The 26,793-nt window shown below is 65.1% G+C and carries 19 protein-coding genes; 14 read left to right on the top strand and 5 right to left on the bottom strand.

The features are described 5' to 3' along the window. Positions 1-83: 83 nt before the first annotated feature. Together AC07P1_RS24090 and AC07P1_RS24085 are read left to right on the top strand one after the other, a co-directional pair. Positions 84-3,224, top strand: a complete 3,141-nt coding sequence (locus AC07P1_RS24090; RefSeq protein WP_494698215.1) for a glycoside hydrolase family 2 TIM barrel-domain containing protein — start codon at positions 84-86, stop codon at positions 3,222-3,224. A gap of 154 nt (positions 3,225-3,378) precedes the next feature. Then, positions 3,379-4,431 (top strand): LacI family DNA-binding transcriptional regulator, encoded by a 1,053-nt coding sequence (locus tag AC07P1_RS24085; RefSeq protein WP_494698214.1) that lies wholly within the window; start codon positions 3,379-3,381, stop codon positions 4,429-4,431. An 80-nt stretch (positions 4,432-4,511) separates the two neighbouring features. Here AC07P1_RS24085 and AC07P1_RS24080 read toward each other — a convergent pair whose 3' ends face one another. Together AC07P1_RS24080 and ffh are read right to left on the bottom strand one after the other, a co-directional pair. Beyond that, the gene (locus tag AC07P1_RS24080) at positions 4,512-4,910 is read right to left on the bottom strand and encodes an SWIB/MDM2 domain-containing protein (protein ID WP_315213528.1); all 399 of its coding nucleotides are present in this window, start codon (positions 4,908-4,910) and stop codon (positions 4,512-4,514) included. A 212-nt stretch (positions 4,911-5,122) separates the two neighbouring features. Beyond that, positions 5,123-6,490, bottom strand: a complete 1,368-nt coding sequence (ffh, locus tag AC07P1_RS24075; RefSeq protein WP_494698213.1) for a signal recognition particle protein — start codon at positions 6,488-6,490, stop codon at positions 5,123-5,125. Between the two features lie 205 nt (positions 6,491-6,695). Between ffh and AC07P1_RS24070 the strand changes: the two genes are divergently transcribed. Together AC07P1_RS24070 and AC07P1_RS24065 are read left to right on the top strand one after the other, a co-directional pair. Continuing rightward, entirely contained in the window at positions 6,696-7,748 is a 1,053-nt protein-coding gene (locus tag AC07P1_RS24070) for a YjgN family protein (RefSeq protein WP_494698212.1), read from the top strand. Positions 7,749-7,756: 8 nt separating this feature from the next. Then, the gene (locus AC07P1_RS24065; RefSeq protein ID WP_494698211.1) at positions 7,757-8,776 is read left to right on the top strand and encodes a M48 family metallopeptidase; all 1,020 of its coding nucleotides are present in this window, start codon (positions 7,757-7,759) and stop codon (positions 8,774-8,776) included. 120 nt (positions 8,777-8,896) lie between these two features. Here the strand turns inward: AC07P1_RS24065 and AC07P1_RS24060 are convergent, their stop codons facing one another. After that, on the bottom strand, positions 8,897-11,080 hold the full coding sequence (locus AC07P1_RS24060) for an NHL repeat-containing protein (RefSeq protein WP_494698210.1): 2,184 nt from the start codon (positions 11,078-11,080) through the stop codon (positions 8,897-8,899). 335 nt (positions 11,081-11,415) lie between these two features. Between AC07P1_RS24060 and AC07P1_RS24055 the strand changes: the two genes are divergently transcribed. From AC07P1_RS24055 to AC07P1_RS24010, 10 genes are all read left to right on the top strand, one after another. Next, positions 11,416-12,390 (top strand): ABC transporter substrate-binding protein, encoded by a 975-nt coding sequence (locus AC07P1_RS24055; RefSeq protein ID WP_494698209.1) that lies wholly within the window; start codon positions 11,416-11,418, stop codon positions 12,388-12,390. Further along, positions 12,391-13,236 carry an ABC transporter permease gene (locus AC07P1_RS24050; RefSeq protein ID WP_494698208.1) on the top strand — a complete coding sequence of 282 codons (846 nt, stop codon included), beginning with the start codon at positions 12,391-12,393 and terminating at the stop codon, positions 13,234-13,236. Continuing rightward, entirely contained in the window at positions 13,233-14,030 is a 798-nt protein-coding gene (locus AC07P1_RS24045) for an ABC transporter ATP-binding protein (RefSeq protein ID WP_494698207.1), read from the top strand. The genes AC07P1_RS24050 and AC07P1_RS24045 overlap by 4 nt, the downstream gene beginning before the upstream one ends. A gap of 22 nt (positions 14,031-14,052) precedes the next feature. Continuing rightward, a complete protein-coding gene (locus AC07P1_RS24040) occupies positions 14,053-14,856 on the top strand; it encodes a cytochrome C assembly family protein (RefSeq protein WP_494698206.1) in 804 nt (267 codons plus the stop codon). Continuing rightward, entirely contained in the window at positions 14,853-15,158 is a 306-nt protein-coding gene (locus AC07P1_RS24035; RefSeq protein WP_494698205.1) for a PP0621 family protein, read from the top strand. Before AC07P1_RS24040 ends, AC07P1_RS24035 begins: the two co-directional genes overlap by 4 nt. 9 nt (positions 15,159-15,167) lie before the next feature. Then, positions 15,168-16,862, top strand: coding sequence for a sensor histidine kinase (locus AC07P1_RS24030; RefSeq protein WP_494698204.1), 1,695 nt, complete (start codon positions 15,168-15,170; stop codon positions 16,860-16,862). Positions 16,863-16,876: 14 nt separating this feature from the next. After that, positions 16,877-18,352: a sigma-54-dependent transcriptional regulator gene (locus AC07P1_RS24025; RefSeq protein ID WP_494698203.1), complete on the top strand. Its 1,476-nt coding sequence runs from the start codon at positions 16,877-16,879 to the stop codon at positions 18,350-18,352. Next, a complete protein-coding gene (gene ampD, locus AC07P1_RS24020; protein ID WP_494698202.1) occupies positions 18,349-18,978 on the top strand; it encodes a 1,6-anhydro-N-acetylmuramyl-L-alanine amidase AmpD in 630 nt (209 codons plus the stop codon). Before AC07P1_RS24025 ends, ampD begins: the two co-directional genes overlap by 4 nt. 275 nt (positions 18,979-19,253) lie before the next feature. Then, positions 19,254-22,190 carry a ribonucleoside-diphosphate reductase subunit alpha gene (locus AC07P1_RS24015; RefSeq protein WP_494698201.1) on the top strand — a complete coding sequence of 979 codons (2,937 nt, stop codon included), beginning with the start codon at positions 19,254-19,256 and terminating at the stop codon, positions 22,188-22,190. A 96-nt stretch (positions 22,191-22,286) separates the two neighbouring features. Further along, the gene (locus tag AC07P1_RS24010) at positions 22,287-23,402 is read left to right on the top strand and encodes a ribonucleotide-diphosphate reductase subunit beta (protein ID WP_494698200.1); all 1,116 of its coding nucleotides are present in this window, start codon (positions 22,287-22,289) and stop codon (positions 23,400-23,402) included. 307 nt (positions 23,403-23,709) lie between these two features. Here AC07P1_RS24010 and AC07P1_RS24005 read toward each other — a convergent pair whose 3' ends face one another. Next, positions 23,710-24,684, bottom strand: a complete 975-nt coding sequence (locus AC07P1_RS24005; RefSeq protein ID WP_494698199.1) for an FAD-dependent monooxygenase — start codon at positions 24,682-24,684, stop codon at positions 23,710-23,712. Between the two features lie 1,043 nt (positions 24,685-25,727). Next, positions 25,728-26,657: a hypothetical protein gene (locus tag AC07P1_RS24000; RefSeq protein ID WP_494698198.1), complete on the bottom strand. Its 930-nt coding sequence runs from the start codon at positions 26,655-26,657 to the stop codon at positions 25,728-25,730. Between the last annotated feature and the right edge of the window lie 136 nt (positions 26,658-26,793).

The following is a 26,793-nucleotide window of genomic DNA, read 5'->3' as shown; positions in this document are numbered from 1 at the left end:
GCGCTGTCATGGACAAGACGGAAGGTCGCACCTTCCGTCTTTTTTCGTTTTTGGAACAAAAACAATAAGGGAGATACAGACACATGGCAAAACCGATGGCGCTTCGCCTTTCCGTCCACGCATGCCTGCTGGCGCTGGCCAGCTTGTCCATGGGAGCGGCCCACGCCGCGCCCCCCACCGAGTGGGAACAGCCCGAAGTGGTCGCGGTCAACCGCGAGCCGATGAAGGCGACCTTCTTCAATTTCGAGAGCCGGGAAAAGGCGATCGCCGCCGATCCGGCCGCGTCGAAGTATTATCTGTCGCTCGACGGCACCTGGTCGTTCGCCTACTCCGAGCGGCCCGAGACCCGGCCCAAGGACTTCTACCGCGACGGCTTCGACCTGGCCGGCTGGAAAACGATCCAGGTGCCCGGCATGATCCAGGCGCAGGGCTTCGGCAAGCCGATCTTCACCAATATCGATTATCCGTTCCCGATGGCCGAGCCCTTCATCCCGCCGGCGCTCAACGAAGTGGGCTCCTACCGCCGCGACTTCGTCGTGCCCGCCGATTGGGACGGGCGCGATGTCTTCCTGCACGTCGGCGCGGCCGGCGCGGCTTACTACATCTGGGTTAATGGTGAGAAGGTCGGCTATTCGGAGGATTCCAAGCTGCCGTCGGAATTTAATCTGAGCAAGTACGTCAAGCCGGGCAAGAACAGCATCTCGATCGAGGTCTACCGGTGGGCCGACGCCTCCTACCTGGAGGACCAGGACTTCTGGCGCCTGTCGGGCATCGAGCGCAGCGTCTATGTGTACGCGGAGCCGAAGTCGCGCCTGCGCGACTACACGGTCACGGCGCTGCTGGACAAGAAGACGTACAAGGACGGCCTGTTCTCGCTCAACGCCGAGCTGGCCGGCGCGCCGTCGGCCGGCGAAATCGCCGTCACCGTCTACGACGGCGACAAGGCGGTGCTCAACACCGCCGGCCGCGTGCAGGGCGACAAGCTGGCGCTGGACGGCGTGATCCGCAACGTCAAGCCATGGTCGGCCGAGACGCCTAACCTGTACCGCATGGTGGTCGAATACAAGGACGCGGACGGCAAGCTGCTGTCGGCGACGTCGCGCCGGATCGGCTTCCGCACGGTGGAGGTGGCCGGCGGGGAAGTGCGCGTCAACGGCAAGCGCGTGATGATCAAGGGTACCAACCGCCACGAGCACGATCCGGTCACCTACCGCGTGATGTCGATGGACCTGATGCGCAAGGACATAGAGATGATGAAGCAGGCCAACGTCAATGCCGTGCGCACCTCGCATTATCCGAACGATCCGCGCTGGTACGACCTGACCGACGAATACGGCCTGTATGTGATGGACGAGGCCAACATCGAATCGCACGGCTATATGCAGGCCGGCGACCAGGCCATGGAAAAAGGCTTGACGGGCGAACGCGAGAAGATCCAGCTCGGCTACAAGCCGCACTGGAAGGCGGCCCACCTGGACCGCGTCTCGCGCATGGTCCAGCGCGACAGGAACCACCCGTCGATCATCTTCTGGTCGCTGGGCAACGAGGCCGGCACCGGTCCCAACTTCGACAACGCCGCGCAGTGGATACGCGACAACGATCCGACCCGCCTGATCAGCTATCTGGGCCACGGCACCATCGGCGAGGAGCACCTGCCCAACACGTACACGGACATCTACGCGCCGATGTACGACGATATCGAGAAGATGGCCGACTACGCGGCCGATCCGCGCTACAAGCAGCCGATGATCCAGTGCGAATACGCGCACGCGATGGGCAACTCGCTGGGCAACTTCGAGGACTATTGGCAAGTCATCCGCGCCAACAAGAAGCTGCAGGGCGGCTTCATCTGGGATTGGGTCGACCAGACCGTCTACATGAACGATGACAAGGGGCGCCGCTTCTGGGCCTCCGGCTTCGACGTCAACCCCAAGAACGGCGACAACAGCGTGGTCGGCGACGGCGTGCTGCGCGCCGACCGCACGCCCGATCCGGAATACTTCGAGGTGCAGAAGGTCTATTCGCCGCTGGTGTTCGAGGGCAAGCCGGCCTCCGGCAACATCACCGTGGTCAACCGCTACGACTTCAAGGACACCTCGGGCCTGGACTTCGACTGGGTGCTCACCAACGACGGCGTCGAGGCGGCCAAGGGCGTGCTGAAGGTGCCGGCCGTGGCCGCCGCCGGCAAGCGCGAGGTTCCGCTGCGCCTGCCACGGATAGGCAGCGGCGGCGGCGAGCAGGTGCTGACGGTGCGCGCCAAGGCCAAGGACGCGTCCACCATGGGCGTGGCCGCCGGCAGCGTGGTCGGCTGGTCGCAGTTCGTGTTGACGCCGGCGCCGAAGGTGGCGAAGGCGGTCCGTATGGTCAAGCCGTCGCGCAGCGGCGACGATATCCGTATCGAGGCCGGCAAGGCTGCGCTGCGGATGGACGCAAAGACCGGCTTGATCAATTACATCGTCGACGGCAAGATCCTGCTCAAGGGCGGCACGCCGAACTTCTGGCGCGGCCTGAACGACAACGACGAGGGCACCGGCGTCGAGAAGACGCACAAGGTCTGGAAGACCTTCACCGAGCAGCGCAATGTCCGCTCGGTGGAGACGGGCGCCAACAGCGTCAGGGTGCTGTACAGCTTTGGCGCCGGCGCGGCCCACTGGGAAACCGTCTACACACTGAACGCCGACGGCGTGCTCGGCGTGGCTTCCACCTTCACGCCGTTGCGCGACGACCTGCCCGATCCGCTGCGCCTCGGCCTGCGCTTCGACAACGACAACTCGCTCGACGGCGTGCGCTGGTATGGCCGTGGTCCGCAGGAGTCGTATTCGGACCGCAGCAGCGGCTATGCCATCGGCCGCTACGCCGGCAAGGTGGCGGACCAGTATTACGATTACAGCCGTCCGCAGGAAAGCGGCAACAAGACCGACGTGCGCTGGCTGTCGCTGTTCGACGCGCGCGGCGCCGGGATCACCGTCAGGGGCGCGGCGCCGCTGTCGGTCAACGCGCTGGCCTTCCCGTACGAGGACTTGTATCTGCGTCCGCGCGGCGTGTGGAAGAGCTCGGAGATCGCGCCGCACGGCGACGGCTCGCTGCTGATCGACCTGGCGCAGGCCGGTGTCGGCGGCGACACGGGCTGGAGCCTGGACGGGCGTCCGCACGCCAAGTACCGCATCAAGTTGCAACCGGCCAGCTACAGCTTCACCGTGGCGCCGTCGGCGGTGCGGCAATAAGGCGGCAATAACGCGGCAATAACGCGGGATAAGTGCAACGCCCGGCTTTCCGGCATGGCGCCTGCGGGCGCCAGCGCCGGAAAACCGGGCGCAATCGCATATAATCAACACTTGATAAACCAAGGAATCGCTGACCAGCCAGCAAGGGAACCACGTGCCTGTAAAACAAACTGATCGTAGCCAGAGCGGCGCAACCATTTACGACGTGGCGCGCGTTGCCGGAGTATCGGCCATGACGGTGTCGCGGGTCATGAACGGCAACTCGCACGTCTCCGACGCCACGCGCGACAAGGTGACGGCGGCGATCGCATCCCTGAACTACCAGGTCAACTTCGCCGCCCGGGCGGCCCGCGTGGGCACCCTGGGCGTCGGCCTGCTCTACAGCAACCCCAGCTCCGCCTACATGAGCGCCTTCCTGGTCGGCGCGATGGACCAGTGCAGCCAGAGCGGCGGCCAGTTGATCCTGGAGCGTTGCGACGACTTGCGCAGCCAGCGCAGCGCCATCGCCCGCCTGATCGCCAACGGCGCCGACGGCATCCTGGTGCCGCCGCCGTTGTGCGATTCCAAATCCGCGTTGAAGCAGCTCGACCAGATCGGCATGCCGACCGTGGCGATCGCCACCGGCCGGCCGGTGGCGGGCGTGTCGGCCGTGCGCATCGACGATTACGAAGGCGCGATGGCGATGATGCGTTACCTGCTGGGGCGCGGCCACAAGGACATCGCCTTCATCCAGGGCGATCCGCTGCACACGCCGGCGCTGCTGCGCTACAAGGCCTACCAGGACGCCATGGCCGAGGCCGGCCTGGCCGTCGTGCCGGAGCGCGTCGCGCCGGGCCTGTTCACGTACCGCTCGGGCTTGACGGCCGCGCGCCAGTTGTTGGCGCACAAGACCCGTCCGAGCGCGATCTTCGCCGCCAACGACGACATGGCCGCCGCCGTGGTGGCGGTGGCGCACGGCCTGCACCTGCAGGTGCCGGAGGACCTGGTGGTATGCGGTTTCGACGACACGCCGGTCGCCACCACGGTCTGGCCGGAGCTGACGACCATCCACCAGCCGATCAGCGACATGGCGCGCGCCGCCGTCGACCTGCTGATCGACCAGATCCGCCGCCGCCGCGCGGGCGACCCCGCCCCCGTGCAGCACAAGCTGCTGCCGTTCACCCTGATCACGCGCGAATCGTCCGACGCCTCGCTGGCCGGCACCTGACCCCGGAGTTGGGGCAAAAAAAATGCCTCCGTCGCGTGGGCGAGGGAGGCATCTCCGGCGCGGCCTGACGGCCGCTGCGCTTATTTCAGGTGGTCGGAAATGAGCTTGGTCATTTCGAACATGGACACTTGGGCTTTGCCGCCGAATACAGCTTTCAGCTTGTCGTCGGCGTTGATCATGCGGCGGTTGGCCGGATCTTGCAGGTCGAGCTTCTTGATGTAGTCCCAGACTTTCTTGGTCACTTCGGTACGTGGCAGCGGGGTGGCGCCCACGACGGCTGCGAGCACGGTCGACGGGGTCATCGCTTTCATGAATGCGGCATTCGGTTTGCGTGCGGCGGCCGGCGCGGCGGCTTTTTTCACTGCGGCTGGTTTGGCTGCTGCTTCTTTTGCTGGTGCTGCTTTTTTCGCGGCTGCCGGTTTAGCGGCCGCGGCCTTCTTAGCTGGTGCTGCTGCTGGGGTTTTTTTGGCTGTTGCCATTCTCGAGCCTCCTTAACGAACACATGGAAAATTGCGCAATTGATCGCACCGGCTAATATTGGTGGGGTTTTAAGCCTTATGCAAGTCTTTTTCGCGTTTTTGCCCGGAAACACCACGTAAATACCTGCCTACGTGGGCCACTGCACCGTCCAGGGGCGCAAACCCGCATATTTCCCCGTGTCCGCGCCGCTTTGGCGCACCAATTGTCCGCCTTAGCGCATGCCCGGCATCATGCCCTTCATCGAGCGCATCATCTTCATCATGCCGCCGCCGGAGAGCTTTTTCATCATCGATTGCATCTGCTCGAACTGGGTCAGCATGCGGTTTACTTCCTGCACCTGGACGCCGGCGCCGGCGGCGATGCGACGCTTGCGGGTGGCCTTGATCAGTTCCGGCTTGGCCCGTTCCTGCGGCGTCATCGAATCGATGATGCCGACCATGCGCCGCACCTGCTTGTCGGCCTGGTCCATGTTGGCGCCGCCGGCGGCCTGCTGGAACTGCGCCGGCAGCTTGTCGACCAGGCTGGCCATGCCGCCCATCTTCTTCATCTGGCCCAGTTGCGCCTTGAAATCGTTCATGTCGAACTTGCCGCCAACCTTCATCTTCTGCGCCAGGTCGGCCGCCGCCTTGCTGTCGACGCCTTTGCGGGCCTCTTCGACCAGCGCCATGATGTCGCCCATGCCCAGCACGCGGTTGGCCATGCGGGCCGGGTCGAACGCTTCCAGCCCGTCGAGTTTTTCGGACACGCCGGCGAACTTGATCGGCTTGCCGGTGATGTGGCGTACCGACAGCGCCGCGCCGCCGCGCGAATCGCCGTCGAGCTTGGTCAGCACGATGCCGGTCAGCGGCAGCGCGTCGTTGAAGGCCTTGGCGGTGTTGATGGCGTCCTGGCCGAGCATGGCGTCGACCACGAACAGCGTTTCGATCGGCTTGACGGCCGCGTGCACGGCGGCGATCTCGGTCATCATCGCCTCGTCGATGCCCAGGCGGCCGGCGGTGTCGATGATCAGCACGTCGTGGTAGTGCTTCTTGGCCCAGTCGAGCGCGGCGAGCGCGATGTCGACCGGCTTGTCCTGCGCGGTGGACGGGAAGAAGTCGGCGCCGACCTGGGCGGTGACCGACTGCAGCTGGGCGATCGCGGCCGGGCGGTAGACGTCGGCCGACACCGTCAGCACCTTCTTCTTCTTTTCTTCCTTCAGGTATTTGGCCAGCTTGCCGACGGTGGTGGTTTTACCGACGCCCTGCAGACCGGCCATCAGGATGATCGCCGGCGGCTGCTGGGCAAAGCTCAGCTGCGTGGCCTCCGGGCCGAGGTCGGCGCCCATCAGGGCGGCCAGCTCGCGCTGCACCACGCCGACCAGCGCCTGGCCCGGCGTCAGCGACGAGATCACTTCCTCGCCCATGGCTTTTTCCTTGACCCGGGCGATGAATTCGCGCACGGCCGGCAGCGCAACGTCGGCCTCGAGCAGCGCCATGCGCACTTCGCGCAGCATCTCGGCGGTGTTGGCTTCGGTCAGGCGGGCCTCGCCGCGCATCGTTTTGACGACCTTGGCAAGGCGTTGGGTGAGATTATCTAGCATGTGGGGACCTGCAAAACGGTAGGGTGGGCCGGCGGAGGCCGGACAATGGCCGCCATTTTACCGCATCGCGCGGCGGCGGCAGGCATGGCGTAGCGTTATCAAAAAGTATAATTTCTCATTGACAACACCGTGACTTAAAGGCATCGTCTTGCTTTGCGGGCGCCCAGGCGTTGGCGCGCTTATTCTAATTAGAGGATGTCCCCCCATGAAGCAATTTCAGACGGAGCCCGATGCACAGCCGGAGCGCCTGCGTTTTCACGCCACCGGCGGCGAGTACTTCCGCATCTGGATCGTCAACCTGTTGCTGACCATCGTCACGCTGGGCATTTATTCCGCCTGGGCCAAGGTGCGCCGCAACCAGTATTTTTATTCGAGCACGCAGCTGGCCGGCAGCAGCTTCGAATACCACGGCAATCCGGTCGCCATCCTCAAGGGCCGCATCGTGGCGGCGGTGGCGTTCGCGGTCTACTTTTTCGGCGCCCAGGTGTCGCCGGTGCTGTCGCTGATCGCGCTGGTGGTCATGGCCGGCGCGGCGCCCTGGTTCATCTGGCGCAGCTTCCAGTTCCGGTTGCATAACTCGGCCTATCGCGGCATCCGCTTCCGCTTTGTCGCCGATGTGCGCGACGCCTACGTCAACTACCTGGTGCGTCCGTGGCTCAACGCCGTGAGCGCCGGCCTGGCGGCGCCGTTCGTGCACCAGCGCGCCAAGGCCTGGCAAGTCGATGAAAGCCGATTCGGCCAGGCGCGCTTTTCGTTCGACGCCGGCGTCGGCGACTTTTATAAACTGTATGGCTGCTTTGTGCTGGCCGGAGGCGCCGGCATCGGCCTGACCATTTGGCTGATCCTGTCCGGCGCGCCGCTGTCGCCCGACGCGCCCGGCTACGCCGCGAGCCGCCAGATGGAAACCGGCTTTGTGATCATGGCGATCTACGCCTGGCTGTTGCTGCTCGCGCCGCTGTTCATCAACATGGTGCAGAACATGGTATGGAACCACACCAGCCTCGAGCAGCACCGCTTCCAGTCCGACGTCAAATGGGGCCGCATGCTGTTCATTACCGTGACCAATTATCTGGCCGTGATCTGCACCCTGGGACTGTTCCTGCCGTTCGCGCGCGTGCGCTCGATGCGCTACCGGATCGAGTCGCTGGTGCTGGTGCCGAGCGGCAGCCTGGACGACGTGCTGGCCGGCGCGGACGGCGACGTCAGCGCCACTGGCGAAGGCATGGCCGAATTCATGGACTTCGATTTTTCGCTGTGAGCGGCGGGATGGAAACGCCGCCGCCCGGGCCGGTGCCGGCCCGCTATTTCGACGGCAAGAGCTCGCGCCTGCACCGGGTGACGCTGGAGGTGCGCGACGGCGTGGCGCGGCTGGCCGGCGACCTCGAGCGCGAGGCCCCGCTGGCCAGTTTGCGGGTGTCGGAGCGCAGCCGCCACGCCGCGCGCAAGGTGACGTTCGCCGACGGCGCCTGGCTGGAGGTCGACGACGCGGACGCGTTCGCGCGGCTGCTGGCGCGGACCGGACACCGGGACGGCGCGGTGGTGCGCTGGCAAAACAGCTGGCGCGCCGCGCTGGGGGCGCTGGGCGCCACGGTGGCGGTGCTGGTGGCCGGCTATGTGTACGTGCTGCCGGCGGCGGCCGGCTGGATCGCGCAAGCGGTGCCGCAGCGCGTCGAGCGCCAGCTGGGGCAGGGCGTGCTGCAGATACTCGATGGCCGGATGCTGGGACCGACGCGGCTGGCGGCGGCGCGCCAGGAGCAGTTGCGGCGGCAGTTCGCGGCGCTGACCGCGCCCGAGGCGGAGGCGCCGTCGTGGCGGCTGGTGTTCCGCAGCAGCCGCGTCGGCCCGAACGCCTTCGCGCTGCCGTCGGGCGACATCGTCATGACCGACGAGCTGGTCGCGCTGCTGGGCGACGACCGGGCGGTGATGGGCGTGCTGGCCCATGAGCTGGGCCATTTGCACCGGCGCCATCTGACGCGGCGCATCGTCCAGAGCTCGGCCGTCGCGGCGACCACCTGGCTGGTGTTCGGCGACATCTCCTCGATCATGACGACCCTGCCCACGCTGGTACTGGACATGAAGTACTCGCGCGACGCCGAATACGAGGCCGACGATTACGCGGTGGCCATGTTGCGCCATAACCGCATCGACCCGTCGCATCTGGCGGCGGCGTTCGCCAAGCTGGACAAGGAGGATGGCGCCGCCGCCACGCCTTCCCCCTACCTGTCCAGCCATCCGGCCAGTGCCGAACGCATCGCGCGCATCCGCGCGTCCCAAGGCGTCAGGTAAGATTATCTGGCAGGATGCACCTGGAGTATGGATGCGAAGTCGCCCGGCGCCAGGCCGGGCAATGGCCGCCACCTTACCGCATCGCACCGGGGTTGGCTGCGATGCGGCGGTGCCGCCCGCTCAGTTGGGCAGCAGCAGGCGCAGCACGGCGGCGCCGGAGATCACCGCGAAGCTGGTCGGGCCGGTCGGCACGATGTCGACCGGGCCTTCGAGCCCGGCCGGCAAGGCGCCCAGGCGCGTGCCCGGCACGCCGTCCACGCCGGCCGCCACGGTTTTGTTGCCGGCGGCATCTGTGGCGTAGATCACGTTGCGGGCGGGATCGGCCGTGTAGACCAGGCCGTTCGGTGCCGCCTTCAGGCCTGCCGGCAGTGCCGCGATGGTGGTGACCACCGCCTGCGGCGTGACCTTGCGGATTTTGCCGCTGTCGCTGAGGTACAGGTTGCCGCCGATGTCGATCCCTTCGAGCCGGGGCGAGACAAAGGTGGCCGCGCCGGCGGTGCCGTCGATCGAGGTGGTCGAGCCCGCCACGGCCGAGCCGGCGAACAGGGTGACGGCGCCGCCGGGCGTCACCTTGTAGAGCGCGCCCCCGAAGGGGGGCGTCAGCGAGTTGCGCGGCGGGTGTGCCGACAGGAAGAGGTTGCCGTCGGCGTCGGCCGCGATGGCGTTCGGTGCGAACACGAAGCTCTTGTCGGCCACCACGGTGCTGACCGTGCCATCGACGGCGATCTTGCGCAGCCACAGGCCGTGCGGCGCCTCGTCGTGCCGGGCACCGAACGGCCCGGCGAAGTCGAGCGTGTAGACGTTGCCGGCCAAGTCGGCGCCCAAGTGGCTCAGGCGCACGAAGCGCGCCGTCGCGCCTGGGCCGTCGATCTCCTCGTGGCTGTCGCCCTCCAAGCCGGCGAATGGCTGCACCGCGCCACCGCTCAACTGGTCGATCTGCGCAGTGCGCGCCAGCATGATGGTGCGCGTGGCGGCGTTGAAACGCAGCTTGGTCACGCGTGTGGCGGTGTCGTTGGCGGACGTCAAACCGGTAAACGGTGGCGCCGCGCCCTGGTATAGCGTGCGGGTCGTCCCGGCCGGCGAAACCTGGCGCACGCTGTAGCTGATGTTGCCGGCGGCGTCCCGCAGCGTGTCGAGCGCGAGCAGATAACCGTTGTTGTCCTGGGTGAGCGACAGCAACACGCCGAAACGCGCCCCGCTCCCGGTGCCGTCGACCACGGCGGGCGCGGCGCCGTACAGGCCGGCCACGGTGGTCACCAGGCCTGCCGGGCTGATCTTGCGCACCGTGGTGTCGTCGATGATATAGAGGCTGCCGTCGGCGCCGGCGGCGGCGTCGGCGATGCCGGTGAAGCGGGCGGCGGCGCCCTGGCCGTCGATCTGGCCGGCGCCGAAGTCGGCGGCGCCGGCCAGCACGGTGACGGTGGCGCCGTCGGCCGCGACGCGCAGCACCTGCGTGTGGCTGTAGAGGTAGATGTTGCCGTTACGATCGAGCACCACCCCGCTGGCGGCCAGGTTGCCCTGCAGCGTGGTGATCTGCCCGTCACGCAGCACGCGCAGGCGCGCGCCACCGTCGTTGTCGACGAAATAGATGTCGCCGTTGGGGGCGACGGCCAAGCCGGTGACGGCGCCGGTCTGTGCGCTGGCGAGCGGGCCGTCGGCGTGCCCGGGGCCTAGGGCCGTTAGCGGCGTGACCGTCAGCACGTTGCCGGACGGGCCGACGACACGGATGACGGAGAACGCCACCCCATCGGCCGTGTACTTGAGATCGGCCAACACCAGATTGCCGGCGCGGTCGGCGTCCATGGCGGCGATATTGTTGAAGCGTGCTGTCGTGCCCTGGCCGTCGATCAGGCCGCGCCCGCCCAAGCCGCCTGCCAGCAAGGCCAGGCCGGCGGGCTGGCGCGGATCGGGCATCAGCGCCAGCCGGGCCGTCGCCGTCACGCCGGCCGAGGTGGCGGTGATGGTGACCGGGGAGGGCGCGCCCACGGCGGCGGCCGGTGGCGTGTAGGTGACGCTGGCGCCGGTGGTGGCCGACAGGGTGCCCAAGCTGCCTACGCCGAGCGTCCATGTGACGTCGGCGTTGCGGCCCAGTGTCGCCGTCAGGGTCACCGGTTTGGTGCCGACGATGCGGCTCGAAGCCGTGCCCAGGCCGATCGTTTGCGGGGCTTCCGGCGTCGGCGGCGTGGTGGGGGAGGGCGTGTCGCCACCGCCGCCACCGCCGCAGGCGGCAAGGTTGGCCGCCACCATGGCGCCGAGCGCGGTACCGACGAATTTGCGGCGCGTGTAGGTTTTGTTTGCTGTCACTGGCATGTCCTTGGTGTGTGTTGTCGTCGGCGCGTCTGACGCATGCCCGGTAGCGGCGGCGCCTCGACGCTTGCTTCATTGAGCTACGTCAACGTCCATGAGGGAACTTTGTAATCTCATGTGAGGAGACGCAACTTTGTCGAATCATCATGTCTATTATCAACGCTTATAAACCTTTAATACTCACGCATTGTCACTCTGACAGGGTTGTTTTGTAATAAATAGCAACGGCGCGCAACGTCCGGCTCGTGACGATAGGCAAGTGATCGTCCGCTTGCTATGATCGCCAGACGACAGCGTGGCCGCCGGCCATGTCAAGACCTTGGGAGAGACGGATGAGACTGAAATCGATCTGCAGGATGGTGTGCGTGGGGTTATTGTTGGGCGCCACCTGCGCCCAGGCGCAGGATGTGGTCAGGCTGGGCAACCTGAAGTTCGCCCACTACGGCGCCGTCTCCTATATAAAAGAGATCGCGCCCAAGTGCGGCATCAAGGTCGAGGAGCATATCTTCGCCAAGGGGCTGGACGTGATGCAGGCCATCATCGCCGGCGAGCTCGACATCGGCACCACGGCCTCGGAGGCGGCCATCTCCGGGCGCGCCGGCGGCGCGCCGATCTACGTGGTGGCCGGCTTCGCCAAGGGCGGGGCGCGGCTGGTCGGGCGCACCGACCTGAACCTGAAAACCGTCAAGGACCTCAAGGGCAAGCGGGTCGGCGTCACGCGCGGCGGCATCCAGGAGGTGCTGCTGCTGGCCGAGCTGCAAAAGAACGGCATGACGTTCGCCGACCAGCCGGGCAAGGACGTGCAACTGGTGTTCCTGGCCTACGCCGACCTCAACCAGGCGCTGCTGGGCAAGAACATCGACGCCATGATGCAGTCCGAGCCGCAGTCCTCGCAGGCCATCAACAAGGGCTTCGGCACCGAGATGATCAAGCCCTACGACACGCCGATCGGCGAACCGGTGCGCACCATGGTCATGACCGAGAAGTTCTACAAGGAGCGCCGGCCGGTGGCCGAGAAGTTCATGAACTGCTTCGTGCAGGCGACCAAGAGCTTCATCGAGAACAAGGCGCTGGCCGAGAAGTACGTGCGCGAGGTGGTGTTCAAGGGCCAGATCACCAAGGACGATTTCGACGACGCCATCGGCAATTCGCCGTACAGCTACGACATCACCCCCGAGCATATCCAGATCACCACCGACGTCATGGTCAAGACCGGCGTCGGCCGCATGAGCAAGCCGCCGCTGGCGAAGGACTGGGTCAAGACCGACCTGCTCGACGCGGCCAAGAAGAACCTGGGCGTGAAGTAAATGGCCGCCGCTTCGAAATCCCCGTCCAACTCCTCCTGGCGGCAGGCCGCCGTCGGCATGGTGGTGCCGGCCCTGGTCATCGCCGTGTGGCAGGCGGTGGCGATGCTCGGCTGGGTCAATCCGCAGGTGCTGCCGTCGCCGCTGGCGGTGGTGGAAAAGTGGATCGCCTACCTGCTGCCGTTGCAGCCCCACGACCCGGCCGCCGAGAGCTGGCTGTCGTGGGCCGTCTCCGGCGAGTTGATCACCGATTCGATCGGCAGCCTGTATCGGGTGGTGGTCGGTTTCGTCATCGGCGCCGGGCTGGCGCTGCCGCTCGGACTGGCCATGGGCGCCAACCCGCGCGTGTACGACTGGCTCAATCCCCTGGTGCAGCTGCTGCGGCCCATCCCGCCGATCGCCTACATCCCGCTGTCGATCCTGTGGTTCGGGCTCGGTAACCCGCCGGCCGTGTTCCTGATCGCGCTGGGCGCCTTCTTCCCGGTGCTGATGAACACCATCGCCGGCGTGCGCCAGGTCGACGGCATCTACCTGCGCGCCGCGCGCAACCTGGGCGCCACCGGCGGCACCATGTTCCTGCGCGTGATCCTGCCGGCCGCCGTGCCGTATATCCTGTCGGGCGTGCGGATCGGCATCGGCACCGCCTTCATCGTGGTGATCGTCTCCGAGATGATCGCCGTGAACAACGGCCTCGGTTTCCGCATCCTGGAGGCGCGCGAGTACTTCTGGTCCGACAAAATCATCGCCGGCATGATCAGCATCGGCTTGATCGGCCTGGCCATCGACGTCGGCATGAACAAGCTGAATAACCACCTGCTGCGCTGGCACCGCGGATTGGAGAACCAATGAGCGCTACCCATATCGTCGTATCGAATGTCAGCAAGGTGTTCCAGACCGCCGACCGCGAACTGGTGGCGCTCAAGGACATCGACCTGGAGATCCCGCAAGGGCAGTTCGTCTGCCTGCTGGGCCCCTCCGGCTGCGGTAAATCCACCCTGCTCAACGCGGTGGCGGGCTTCGCGCCGCCGACGTCGGGCAGCATCACCGCCGACGGCAAGCTGGTGACCGGTCCGGGACCGGAGCGCGGCATGGTGTTCCAGGAATACGCGCTGTTCCCGTGGATGACGGTGGCCGACAACGTCGCCTTCGGCCTGGAGATCAAGGGCATGGCCAAGGGCGAGATCAACGCCGTCGTCGACAAGCTGCTCGGCATGCTGTCCTTGCAGGACTTCCGCAGCCGCTTTCCCAAGGACCTCTCCGGCGGCATGCGCCAGCGCGTCGCCATCGCCCGCGTGCTGGCGCTGGACTCGCCGATCATGCTGATGGACGAGCCGTTCGGCGCCCTGGACGCGCTGACCCGCCGCAATCTGCAGGACGAGCTGCTGCGCATCTGGTCCGAGCTGAAAAAGACCATCATCTTCGTCACCCACAGTATCGAAGAGGCGATCTACCTGGCCGACCGCATCGTCGTCATGACCTACAGGCCGGGCACCGTCAAGCGCGACCTGATCGTCGACCTGCCGCGCATGCGCGATCCGGCCGCCGCCGAATTCAACGCATTGAAGCGCGAACTGGGGCAACTGGTCATGGAGGAACAGCAGCGCCACCACAACGACGAATTGCGGATGGCAGCCGTCGACTGAGCGATGGTGTAAACTGCGGTACATGCAGACCTACTTGTTCATCGCAGCCATCGCGCTGTACATCCTGTGCGCCGCCCTGCCATCGCGCCGCGCCGGCCTGATTTCGGCCGTGACGGTGGCCGCCTGGGCGCTGCACGGCGCCGGCCTGTGGCTGGAGGTGGCGGCGGCCGGCTCGCTGCGGATCGGTTTCGCGGCCATGCTGTCGTCGGCCTTGTGGGTCTCGGTGGCCGCCTACTGGCTGGAAAACCGCAATTTCAGCCTGGATGGCATGCGCCGCCTGGTCATGCCCAGCGCCGCCGTCGCCGCCGCGCTGCAGGCCGTTTTCCCCGGCAACCTGATCCCGCTGGAGGGCAAAACCTCGCTGTTCGGCTGGCACATCGCCATCGCCACCATGGCCTACAGCACCCTGACCATCGCCGCCTTCCACGCCGTGCTGATGGCGCTGCAGGAGGCGCGGCTGCACGCGGCCACCGACCGCAAAAGCTTCCTGTCCGGCGCGCTGGACCAGCTGCCGGCGCTGCTGACGATGGAGAAGCTGCTGTTCCGCATGATAGGCTTCGGCTTCGCGCTATTGAGTTTGACGGTGTTGTCGGGCATCGTGTTTTCGGAACAGTTGTTCGGCCAGGCGCTTAAATGGGACCACAAGTCGGCGTTTACGCTACTGTCATGGTTGTTGTTCGCCGCGCTGCTGGCCGGCCGCCGCTTCCGCGGCTGGCGCGGCAAGACGGCGCTGAGCTTCACGCTGGCCGGATTTGCGACGTTGTTGCTGGCGTATGTCGGCAGCCGTTTTGTGTTTGAAGTGGTTTTGCATAAAGGATGGGCATGAGCCGTATTTTGTTTTGGCTGGGGTTGATTTTCCTGGTGATCTTCGCGATCCGCAGCAAAATCCGTAGCGCGCAAAAGCGCAACCAGCAGCAGTTCCGTCAACCGCCGCCGAACCAGGAGGTGCCGCCCGGCCAGGGCGGCGGCCAGACCATTTATAAGGCGCGCACGGAAAAGGCGCTGGCCGACGCCGAGACGATGCTCGAATGCGCCAAGTGCGGCATTTTCTTCCCCGCCTCGGAGGCGGTCCACGCCAACGGCCGCGATTACTGCTGCGCGGCGCACGCCGCCGCGCCGGCCGCCTAAGGCCACCGGGTGGTCGCGCGCCTGCAAGCCCTGTCGGCTGAATCGCGCGCCACCTTCTGGCGGTCGCTGCAAACGCTCAACGCCACGCGCGTGGTCATCGCGCTGGTGCTGCTGGTCTACCTGAGCTTCGACAGCCGGGGCCTGCGCGCCGCCGGCGAGTATCCCTACCTGCCGGTTTGCCTGGCCTATCTGGGCCTGGCGATCGCCTTCGCGCTGACGGCCGTCTACTGGCGCCGCCGCTTCCTGCTGCAACTGCTGTCGCAGATCGCCTGCGACCTGGCCATCATCTCGCTGCTGTACCTCGCCGGCGGCGGGGTGCGCAGCGGCCTGGCCATCCTGTATCTATTCCCGCTGGCCGGTTTGGCCATCCTGTCGCCGCTGGTGCTGGCGCTGTTCTGCACCGCGCTGGTGGCGCTGTTCATGCTGGGCGAAAGCGTGTGGCAGCTGCTGGCGATGGAAAGCCAGCACGGCCTGCTGCAATCGGGCCTGTACGGCGCCGCCTTCTTCGCCGCCGTGCTGGTGGTCAACCGCATGGCCGGGAAATTGATCGGCCAGGAGGAGCTGGCGATCCAGCGCGGCGTCGAAATCAACGTGCAGCAGGCGGTCAACCGCCTGGTCATGGCCAACATCGGCGACGGCATCCTGGTGGTCGATCCGGACGGGCGGGTCTCGGCCGGCAATCCCGCGGCGCGGCAGATGCTCGGACTGGTCGGCCCGGACCTGAACTTCAAGCTGTCGGCGGCCGCGCCGCTGGCGCCGTTGGCGCAGGCGTACGCCGAATGGCGCGACGATCCCGCGCGCAGCACGGTGTTCGTCACCATCAAGCCGTTCAGCGACGCCGCGTTGCAGGGGGTGACCGCCGCCTGGAGCGCGCGCCGCGACCTGTCGGCGCACTTGAAGGTGCGCTTCGCGGCGGTCGACACGTCCTCCTCCGGCGGGGGCGTCGAGCGCAGCGTAATTTTTCTGCAGGACGTGACGGGCATCGAAAACCAGGCGCAGCAATTGAAACTGGCGTCGATGGGGCGCCTGACGGCCAGCATCGCCCACGAGGTGCGCAATCCGCTGTCGGCCATCGGCCACGCCACCGCGCTGCTGGGGGAGGACCTGGACAGCACCGTCCATCTGCGGCTGCTCAAGATCGTCGGCGACAACGTGGCGCGCGTCAACCGCATGGTCGAGGACATCCTCCAGCTGTCGCGCAAGGTGCAGCCGAATAACGAGCCGCTGGCGCTGGACGGCTTTCTGGCCGAATTGCGGTCGGAATTCATCAACAACCACGGCCTGCCGTCGGACATCGTCGGCCTGTCGGTGGCGCCGGGGACGATGGTGCGCTTCGATCCGCTGCACCTGCGCGAAGTGGTGCTTAATCTTTTGAACAACGCCGTGCGCTATGCCAGCGGCGGGCCGCAATCGATCCGCGTCGACCTGCTCACGCATCCGCACCACGCCCAGCGCATGGAGCTGCATGTGCAGGACGACGGTCCCGGCATCTCGCCGGAGGTGCGGGCCCACCTGTTCGAGCCGTTTTACACCACATCGAGCAAAGGCACCGGCCTGGGGCTGTATCTGGCGCGCGAATTGTGTTTGAATAACGAGGCCCGGCTCGATTACGAATACCGTTTCGATAGCCGCGACAGCCCCGATGGCGGCCGCCGCTCCAGCGGACGCTTTGTGATCACCTTCGCCCAACCGGCGCAAAAATAAGAAAAGGCAGTGCCATGAGCGAGCGTTCTCCCCGCGTGCTGGTGGTCGACGATGAAGCCGACCTGCGCGAATTGCTGGAACTGACCCTGGTGAAAATGGGACTGGACGTCGACAGCGCCGCCACCCTGGCGCAGGCGCGCGCGCTGCTGGCGGGCGCGGAACGTGAATATCAACTCGTGTTGACCGACATGCGCCTGCCCGACGGCCTGGGTCTGGAGCTGGTGCGGGAGGTGAACGCCGCCCACAAGAACACGCCGATCGCGGTGGTGACGGCCTTCGGCAGCGCCGACAACGCCGTCGTCGCGCTCAAGGCCGGCGCCTTCGACTACATCTCCAAGCCGGTGGCGCTGGACCAGTTGCGCCTGATGGTGCGCTCGGCCCTGCGCCTGAACGTGCCGCCGCCGGCCGGGCTGGCGGCCAGCGAGGCGCCGCCGGCCAGCCGCCTGAAGGGCGATTCGGCGGTGATCCAGTCGTTGCGCGCGCAGATCGCCAGGCTGGCGCGGTCGATGGCGCCGATCGCCATCCACGGCGAATCGGGCAGCGGCAAGGAGCTGGCCGCGCGCGAAATCCACGCGCAAAGCTCGCGCGCCAGCAAACCGTTCATCGCCGTCAACTGCGGCGCCATTCCGGAGGCGCTGATGGAGGCCGAGTTTTTCGGCTACCGCAAGGGCGCCTTCACCGGCGCCGCCGACGACCGGGACGGCTTTTTCCAGGCGGCCAACGGCGGCACCCTGATGCTCGACGAGGTGGCCGACCTGCCGCTGGCGATGCAAGTCAAACTGCTGCGGGCGATTCAGGAGCGGCGCGTGCGCAAGATCGGCGCCACCGCCGAGGAGCCGGTCGACGTGCGTATTATTAGCGCGACCCACAAGAACCTGGCGCAGTGCGTGGAGCGGGGCAGCTTTCGCCAGGATCTGTTCTACCGCCTGAACGTGATCGAACTGGGGCTGCCGCCGCTGCGCGAGCGGCTCGACGACCTGGGCGTGCTGACCGGCGCGATACTGGAGCGGCTCGGCACCTTCGAGCACAGGGCGGCGCTGGGGGAGGGCGTGCTCGATGCCTTGCGCGGCTATTCCTTCCCCGGCAATGTGCGCGAGCTGGAAAACATCCTGGAACGGGCGCTGGCCTTCGCCAACGACGGCGTGATCGAGGTGGCCGACCTGGCGCTGAAGGGCGCGCGCGTGGCCGAGGCGTCCGCGCCCGTGGCAGGGCCGATGCCGTCGCCGACGCTGGCGCCGATGTGGATACCGTTGCCGAATATCCCGGCGCAAGCGGACGACGAGGCCCTGGCGCCGCCGCCCACGGCGGTGCCGGAGCCGCTGCCGGCCAGCCTGCCCGACTACCTGAACCAGATCGAGCGCGACATCATCCTGCGCGCGCTGGCGCAGACGCAGTTCAACCGCACGCAGGCCGCGCAGCTGCTGGGCATCAGCTTCCGCCAGCTGCGTTATCAAATGCAGAAGCTGAACATCCAGGAGCCGGAGGCGTGAAGGACAGCATTCGCATAGGCGCGGACGGCTGGTGGCCGGCGGCGATCCGTTACGACAGCCCGAACTTCGACTGCCGTCCCGACCCCGCCGACATCACGCTGCTGGTGATCCACAATATCAGCCTGCCGGGCGGCCGTTTCGGCGGTCCCCACGTCTCCGACCTGTTTACCGGCCGGGTGGACTATAATGCTGACCCTTCGTTCGCGGACCTGCGCGGGCTGAAGGTGTCGAGCCATTTTTTTGTCCGTCGCGACGGCCGGGTGATCCAGTACGTCTCGGCCAACGACCGTGCGTGGCACGCCGGCGCGTCGTCGTTCCGCGGTCGCGAAAAATGTAACGACTACTCGGTCGGCATCGAGCTCGAAGGCACCGACGACACGCCGTTCGAGCCGGCGCAGTACCGGGTGCTGGCGGTGCTGACCGAGGCGCTGCGGCGGCGCTACCCGCTGACCGACGTCCAGGGCCACGAGGACATCGCGCCGGGCCGCAAAACCGACCCCGGACCGTTGTTTGATTGGAACTTTTATGTTAAAAGTTGGCGGGAATTCTGTGAAGAAACTCCAATATCGGAAGCCGGGTTAGTAGGCGCTAGCGCTGTATTGCGCTTCGTAAAAGGCGTTCTGTAAAGTCAACTGAAAAAATGGCGGAAACGTAAAAATTTCCCCTTGTATTAGCCCCATCGGAACACTACAATCAGTGGATCGGTTCTTCGCAATCACTAGATATAGTAGTTCACATGGCACTGGTTAATCAAATCACAGCAAGTCCTTGGACCAACTCACCACCCTTATTAAAGTAGTTTAACCAGCCAGGCAGGTGTGGCTGATCGCTTCATTTTGGCCTTTTTATTTACAAACATAGCCGCGCAGCACTGACTGCACGCCGTTATCGGGGAGCTTAAATGCAATCTACTCAAGACATCACCATCAATCCAGCGCTGGTACCAGCAGCCGCTGCGAGCACCGCCAGCAGCCAGGTAACGGCCGCCAGCGACCTCGGTGACTACCGCATCATCCGCCGTAACGGCGCGGTCGTCGCGTTTGAACCGTCGAAAATCGCGATCGCCGTCACCAAGGCCTTCCTGGCCGTGAACGGCGGCCAGGGCGCCGCCTCCGCGCGCATCCGCGAACTCGTAGAACAGCTGACCGCCAGCGTCGTGACGGCGCTGGTGCGCCGCCAGCCATCGGGCGGCACCTTCCACATCGAAGACGTGCAAGACCAGGTCGAGCTGGCGCTGATGCGCTCCGGCGAACACGATGTCGCCCGCGCCTATGTCCTGTACCGCGCCAAGCACATGGAAGAGCGCCGCGCGCTCAAGGAAGCGCAAGGCGCCACCGCCAAGATCAGCGCCCCGCAAATCCACGTGCTGGAAAACGGCGAGCGCAAGCCGCTGGAGATGGACCGCGTCACCGGCCTGATCAACGCCGCCTGCATCGGCCTGGAAAAGCACGTCGACGCCGACGCCATCGTCGCCGAGACGCTGAAAAACCTGTACGACGGCGTGCCGGTCGAAGAGCTGCACAAGTCCGCCATCCTGGCCGCCCGCGCGCTGATGGAAAAGGACCCGGCCTACTCGCAAGTGACGGCCCGCATCCTGCTGCACACGATCCGCAAGGAAGTCTTCGGCAAGGAAGTCGCGCAGGGCGCGGCCGCCGCCGAGTACATCACCTACTTCCCGCAGTACATCGCCAAGGGCATCGAAAACGAGCTGCTGGACACCAAGCTGGCCGAATTCGACCTGGCCCGCCTGGCCAAGGCGCTGGTCGCCGACCGCGATCTGCAGTTCGGCTACATCGGCCTGCAAACCCTGTACGACCGCTACTTCCTGCACGTGCGCGACGTGCGCATCGAAATGCCGCAGGCGTTCTACATGCGTGTGGCGATGGGCCTGGCCCTGAACGAAAGCGACCGCGAAGCGCGCGCCATCGAGTTCTACAACCTGCTGTCGTCGTTCGACTTCATGTCGTCGACCCCGACCCTGTTCAACGCCGGCACCCTGCGTTCGCAGCTGTCGTCGTGCTACCTGACCACCGTCTCGGACGACCTGGAAGGCATCTACGACGCCATCAAGGAAAACGCGCTGCTGGCCAAGTTCGCCGGCGGCCTGGGTAACGACTGGACCCCGGTGCGCGCCCTGGGCGCCCACATCAAGGGCACCAACGGCAAATCGCAAGGCGTGGTGCCGTTCCTGAAAGTGGTCAACGACACCGCCGTGGCGGTCAACCAGGGCGGCAAGCGCAAGGGCGCGGTGTGCGCCTACCTGGAAACCTGGCACATGGACATCGAAGAGTTCCTGGACCTGCGCAAGAACACCGGCGACGACCGCCGCCGCACCCACGACATGAACACCGCCAACTGGATTCCGGACATGTTCATGAAGCGCGTGATGGAAAAGGGCGACTGGACGCTGTTCTCGCCGTCGGATTGCCCGGACCTGCACGACCTGGTCGGCAAGGCCTTCGAAAAAGCCTATCTGGGCTACGAAGCCAAGGCCGCCGCCGGCGAAATCCGCGTGTTCAAGAAGATCGCCGCGCTGGACCTGTGGCGCAAGATGCTGTCGATGCTGTTCGAAACCGGCCACCCATGGATCACGTTCAAGGACCCATGCAACATCCGTTCGCCGCAGTCGCACGTGGGCATGGTCCACAGCTCGAACCTGTGCACCGAGATCACGCTGAACACCGGCCCGGACGAAATCGCCGTCTGCAACCTCGGTTCGGTCAACATGCCGGCCCACATGAAAGAGGGCAAGCTCGATCACGTCAAGCTGCAAAAGACCATCCGCACCGCGATGCGCATGCTCGATAACGTCATCGACATCAACTACTACGCCGTCGACAAGGCCCGCAACGCCAACATGCGCCACCGTCCGGTGGGCTTGGGCGTGATGGGCTTCCAGGACTGCCTGCACATGATGCGCGTGCCGTTCTCGTCGCCAGAGTGCGTGGCCTTCGCCGATACCTCGATGGAAGCGGTGTGCTACTACGCCTACCTGGCCTCGACCGAGCTGGCGGAAGAGCGCGGCCATTATCAATCGTACAAAGGTTCGCTGTGGGACCGCGGCATCCTGCCACAGGATTCCGTCAAGCTGCTGGCCGAAGAGCGCGGCGGCTACCTGGAACAGGACCTGTCGTCGGCGATGGACTGGACCCCGGTGCGCGAGCGCATCAAGAAGTTCGGCATGCGTAACTCGAACTGCGTGGCGATCGCCCCGACCGCGACCATTTCGAACATCATCGGCGTGTCGGCCTGCATCGAACCGACCTTCCAGAACCTGTACGTGAAGTCCAACCTGTCGGGCGAGTTCACCGAGATCAACTCCTACCTGGTGCGCGACCTGAAGGCGCGCGACCTGTGGGACGAGGTCATGATCGCTGACTTGAAGTACTTCGACGGCTCGCTGGCCAAGATCGACCGCATCCCGAACGACCTGCGTGACATTTATGCAACCGCGTTCGAAGTGTCGCCGACCTGGCTGGTGGAAGCGGCGTCGCGTCGCCAGAAGTGGATCGACCAGGCCCAATCGCTGAACATCTACATGGCCGGCGCCTCGGGCAAGAAGCTGGACGAGACCTACAAGCTGGCATGGCTGCGCGGCCTGAAGACCACCTACTACCTGCGCACCACTTCGGCCACTCACACCGAGAAGTCGACCTCCAAGACCGGCGCGCTGAACGCGGTGTCGGTGGACGGCGGCATGTCGGCCAGCGCGATCGCCTCGGCGGCTGCCGCCGCACCGGTGGCTGCCGCTCCGGCGGTCACCGCCGAAGCGGACGGCGAAGCCTGCTACCTGCGTCCCGGCGACGACGGTTTCGAGGAATGCGAAGCTTGCCAATAAGCCGACGCTAACTAATATATATAGATAGAGAACCGTCCCGGCCCGTCCGGGCGGTTGCTTTTACACCGAACCACCGAATTCTGAAGGAAAAACACTATGTCGCTGTCCTGGGACGAAGAAGCCGCATCAGCGGTACCACAAGCTGTCAATCAAGCCGCGCTGGCCACCGGCGAAGCCAACGCCGAGCAGGTCGCGCTGCGCGTCAACGCCGACGACAAGCGCATCATCAACGGCAAGACCGACGTCAACCAGCTGGTGCCGTTCAAGTACAAGTGGGCATGGGACAAATACCTGGCCGGCTGCGCCAACCACTGGATGCCGCAGGAAGTGAACATGCAGCGCGACATCGAGCTGTGGAAGAACCCGAACGGCCTGACCGACGACGAGCGCCGCCTGGTCAAGCGCAACCTCGGCTTCTTCGTCACCGCCGACTCGCTGGCCGCCAACAACATCGTGCTGGGCACCTACCGCCACATCACCGCGCCCGAGTGCCGCCAGTACCTGCTGCGCCAGGCGTTCGAGGAAGCGATCCACACCCACGCCTACCAGTACATCGTCGAGTCGCTGGGCCTGGACGAGTCGGAGATCTTCAACGCCTACAACGAAGTCAAATCGATCCGCGACAAGGACGAGTTCCTGATCCCGTTCATCGACACCTTGACCGATCCGGCCTTCACCACCGGCACCGTGGAAAACGACCAGAAGCTGCTCAAGTCCCTGATCGTCTTCGCTTGCTTGATGGAAGGGCTGTTCTTCTACGTCGGCTTCACCCAGATCCTGGCGCTGGGCCGCCAGAACAAGATGATGGGCGCGGCCGAGCAGTATCAGTACATCCTGCGCGACGAATCGATGCATTGCAATTTCGGTATCGATTTGATCAACACGATCAAGATGGAAAACCCGCTGCTGTGGACCCCGGCGTTCAAGGAGGAGATCAAGCAGCTGTTCCTGAAGGCCGTGGACCTGGAGTACGCGTACGCCGAAGACACCATGCCGCGCGGCGTGCTCGGTCTGAACGCGACCATGTTCAAGGGTTACTTGCGCTTCATCGCCAACCGTCGCGCCACGCAGATCGGTCTGGAGACCTTGTTCGACCAGGAAGAGAATCCATTCCCATGGATGAGCGAGATGATCGACTTGAAGAAAGAGCGTAACTTCTTCGAGACGCGCGTGATCGAGTACCAGACCGGCGGCGCGCTGAACTGGGATTGATTCCGACCGGGACGCCTGAACTCATCTAAATTGATGGGGGCCGGGACGCCGGAATTGATCCAAATTGACCGCGATCGGGACGCCGGAATTCATCTAAAACACGTAGGGCGGATTAGCGGGAACCGCGTAATCCGCCATCTATGAGCCGCCGACGGAGCATGCATTGGCGGATTACGCTGCGCTAATCCGCCCTACGTGTCACCGTGGTATGCATATTCCGGTGGTCATGGTTACAAAGTAAAGCCCGGCCTTGGTTGCCGGGCTTTTTCTTTATACGAACCGCGCAAGGTACTCCTTCAGGCCCGCGTCAGCACTCGCCAGCGCCCCGATGTACCCGTCCGGCCGGATCAGCGCCACATCCCCCGCCGCGAACCCGTACGCCGCGCGCAGATGCCCGCCATCGTCGCGCAGCTTGCCGTTCATTCCAACCGCCACTATTCTCAGCCCTTCGCGCGGCGCGATCGCGCAGGCGCCGGCCGGCTCGTACCGCAGCAAGGTCCACGCGCCGCCGCCAGCTTCCATCCCAGTTCCACGCATCCTGCACGCTGGTGTTCAAACCCTGGCCGCCGGTCGGCGGGTGGATGTGGGCGGCGTCGCCGACGATGAACACGCGGCCGACCCGGTAGCGGTCCGCCAGCCTGGAACTCATCTCGTACACCGAACGCCAATGCACCGCGCGCACCGCGATGTCGGCGCGGCCGGTGCGGGCGGCGGTGACTGCGGCCAGCGCCGCGTCAGAGGCGTCGATGTCGCCGTCGAGCGGCACCGGCATTTGCAGCTGGAACAGATCGGTGCCCATCAGTGGACACAAACTGATCTGTCCGGGACCCTCGCCCCATCGATGCCAGGCGTCGCGACCCAGCCCGGTCAGAGACAGGTCGGCCACCATCGCCCGCATCTTCATCGACTCGCCGGGGAAGTCGATCGCCAGCGCCTTGCGCACGAAGCTGCGGCCGCCGTCGGCGCCGACCAGGTAGCGCGCCCGCACCGTCGCCGTCGTGCCGTCGGCCTTTGCCAGCCGCGCGGTGACGCCTTCGCCATCTTGTTCGAAGCCGGTCAGCTCGTGGCCGAAGCGCCGCGCGTGTCCGGGTTCGGCGAGCCTGTCGCGTAGGACGCCCTCCGTCAGATACTGCGGCAGCATCAGCGGCAGGTTGTACGGCTCGGCGGGCGAGGGCGCCAGGCCAGCGGTCGAGGGCTGTTCGTCGTGGCCGCCGGGCGGCGCGATCTGACGCGGATGATGAAGCGTCTGGCCGGCGACATGAACGTCTGGGTGCTGCGCCACAAGAGTCCGGACCTGGACGAAGAGTCCGAATAGTCAGACGCGCCGTCTACGCGCGATGCGTCGAACACGCGGCGAGTGCTCGACGACGACGCCTCCAAAACACATCGCCGAGTACTCGGCCGGCAGCCGCCGGCACATCGTCGACGCCATGTCGACACGACGCCGACACCTCGCCGGGCACGTGTCGAACACTCGACGACGTACATCGTCACGCGCCGCCGCGCGCGCCGAACGCAGGCGCGCCGCCGCGCATCGCAGTATTCCGCTTGCCATTCCCCGCACTCTGTCTCATAATCGCGACGAATTTAAAAACAGTGAGCAGCGACGGCGCGCATGCGATGCGCAAGCGCTCTCGAATTCGGAAGACGGTGGCGAGGGACGCGCGGAGATGCCGGCGACATCGCAGACACCCAGGCGGCAATTGGCTCGCTTTGAAGCGCGATTTTTTGGCGCGGCGCGGCAAGCGCATTTTCGAACTCGATTGAGCGCGCACATCGCACCACGATGTCGCAAGCGAGCAAGCGCGAACTGCCACGCGTATGTGAAATGGCGAGCATAAGACGAAAAAAAGCGGGCGAATACTTCTCGTGCCGGTTGCGTACCGACAAGGTTTTCGTGTACTTTACGAGATTGAAAATGTGTGTTTATAAAGGTGCGGTTTTTTTGAAGTGCGCACACCGCAGAAATGATCGCGATCACGGGATACAGATTCACAAAGATATGCACAAGACCAAACCGTTTTTGTTCAACCGTCTTTCCTGATTCGGTTCAGGTTGGGCGGTTTTTTGTTTGAAAACAAAAACGGTAGATGGCTGCGACGTAGGTCCCTGGAGCTGAGCACACGCCCGACCACCCGCAAAACGTCGCAACAAGATTTGTATCTGCACGCCGCGCCGGCCACGGACGGCGGACAGATAGATGGCTGAAGCGCTGCACTCGTGAGGGGTTGCAGCAGTTCAGCTGGTGCCGAATTCATTAGCGCAAACAGTGTCCTGTTTGTGCCGATGAATAATTCGCCTGGCCCAATCCGGGGCCGGACGGGTTTAAATCTTGTATGTGAATTTTCCCATCCCCGATGAAGGAGAACTAAAAATGGCAACTGCCGCAAAGAAACCAGCAGCAAAAAAGCCGGCCGCTACTAAAGCCGCCGCCCCAGCGAAAAAGCCTGTCGCAGCGAAAGCAGCCGCCAAGCCAGCAGCGAAAGCTGCCGCCAAACCAGCCGCTAAACCAGCTGCCAAAGCCGCTGCCAAGCCAGCTGCAAAACCAGCCGTGAAAAAAGCAGCCGCCAAACCAGCAGCGAAGCCAGCAGCGAAAGCAGCAGCCAAGCCAGCAGTGAAAAAAGCAGCTGCCAAGCCAGTCGCTAAAAAAGCCGCGGCAAAGCCAGCAGCAAAGCCAGCCGCGAAAGCAGCAGCCAAGCCAGCAGCTAAGCCAGCAGTGAAAAAAGCAGCGGCCAAGCCAGCGGCAAAGCCAGCAGCTAAAAAAGCCGCAGCCAAGCCAGCAGCAAAGCCAGCCGCTAAAAAAGCAGCAGCCAAGCCAGCGGCAAAGCCAGCTGCCAAAGCAGCAGCCAAGCCAGCGGCAAAAAAAGTAGCCGCCAAACCGGCAGCGAAAAAAGCGGCCGCCAAGCCAGCCGCTAAACCTGCAGCGAAAGCAGCAGCTAAACCAGCAGCCAAAAAAGCTGTCGCCGCTAAACCAGCCGCCAAGGCAAAAACGGCAGCCAAACCGGCTGCAAAGGCAGCGGCTAAGCCAGCAGCAAAAAAGCCGGTTAAGGCAGCCGCCAAGCCGGCAGCTGCCAAGAAGCCAGCCGTCAAAGCTGCCGCCAAGCCAGCCGCTAAACCAGCAGCCGCCAAACCGGCAGCCGCTCCAGCACCGGCAGCCGCTCCAGTTGCCGCGGCAGCACCTGCTCCGGCAGCCAAGCCAGCTGTGAAAAAAGCCGCCCCTAAAGCGGCCGCACCGAAGAAGGAAGCTGTCGCCAAGCCAGCCGCTCCTGCTGCCGCGCCTGCGGCAAAGACCGTGTTGGCACCGGCGGCCGCATGGCCGTTCCCAACCAGCACGCGTCCTTCCTAAGCTAAATACTTAGGTGCCTGCTGAGGCAACCGGCCGCTGTGTGAG

The sequence above is a fragment of the Duganella sp. GW821-FHT07F09 genome (assembly GCF_059418705.1).
This window is presented reverse-complemented; position numbering and strand designations above follow the sequence as displayed.

Coding starts and splice junctions, on each gene's coding strand:
- AC07P1_RS24090 (WP_494698215.1), top strand. CDS start 84: ATGGCAAAACCGATGGCGCTTCGCCTTTCCGTCCACGCATGCCTGCTG.
- AC07P1_RS24080 (WP_315213528.1), bottom strand. CDS start 4,910: ATGGCAACAGCCAAAAAAACCCCAGCAGCAGCACCAGCTAAGAAGGCC.
- ffh (WP_494698213.1), bottom strand. CDS start 6,490: ATGCTAGATAATCTCACCCAACGCCTTGCCAAGGTCGTCAAAACGATG.
- AC07P1_RS24070 (WP_494698212.1), top strand. CDS start 6,696: ATGAAGCAATTTCAGACGGAGCCCGATGCACAGCCGGAGCGCCTGCGT.
- AC07P1_RS24065 (WP_494698211.1), top strand. CDS start 7,757: ATGGAAACGCCGCCGCCCGGGCCGGTGCCGGCCCGCTATTTCGACGGC.
- AC07P1_RS24055 (WP_494698209.1), top strand. CDS start 11,416: ATGAGACTGAAATCGATCTGCAGGATGGTGTGCGTGGGGTTATTGTTG.
- AC07P1_RS24050 (WP_494698208.1), top strand. CDS start 12,391: ATGGCCGCCGCTTCGAAATCCCCGTCCAACTCCTCCTGGCGGCAGGCC.
- AC07P1_RS24045 (WP_494698207.1), top strand. CDS start 13,233: ATGAGCGCTACCCATATCGTCGTATCGAATGTCAGCAAGGTGTTCCAG.
- AC07P1_RS24040 (WP_494698206.1), top strand. CDS start 14,053: ATGCAGACCTACTTGTTCATCGCAGCCATCGCGCTGTACATCCTGTGC.
- AC07P1_RS24035 (WP_494698205.1), top strand. CDS start 14,853: ATGAGCCGTATTTTGTTTTGGCTGGGGTTGATTTTCCTGGTGATCTTC.
- AC07P1_RS24025 (WP_494698203.1), top strand. CDS start 16,877: ATGAGCGAGCGTTCTCCCCGCGTGCTGGTGGTCGACGATGAAGCCGAC.
- AC07P1_RS24015 (WP_494698201.1), top strand. CDS start 19,254: ATGCAATCTACTCAAGACATCACCATCAATCCAGCGCTGGTACCAGCA.
- AC07P1_RS24010 (WP_494698200.1), top strand. CDS start 22,287: ATGTCGCTGTCCTGGGACGAAGAAGCCGCATCAGCGGTACCACAAGCT.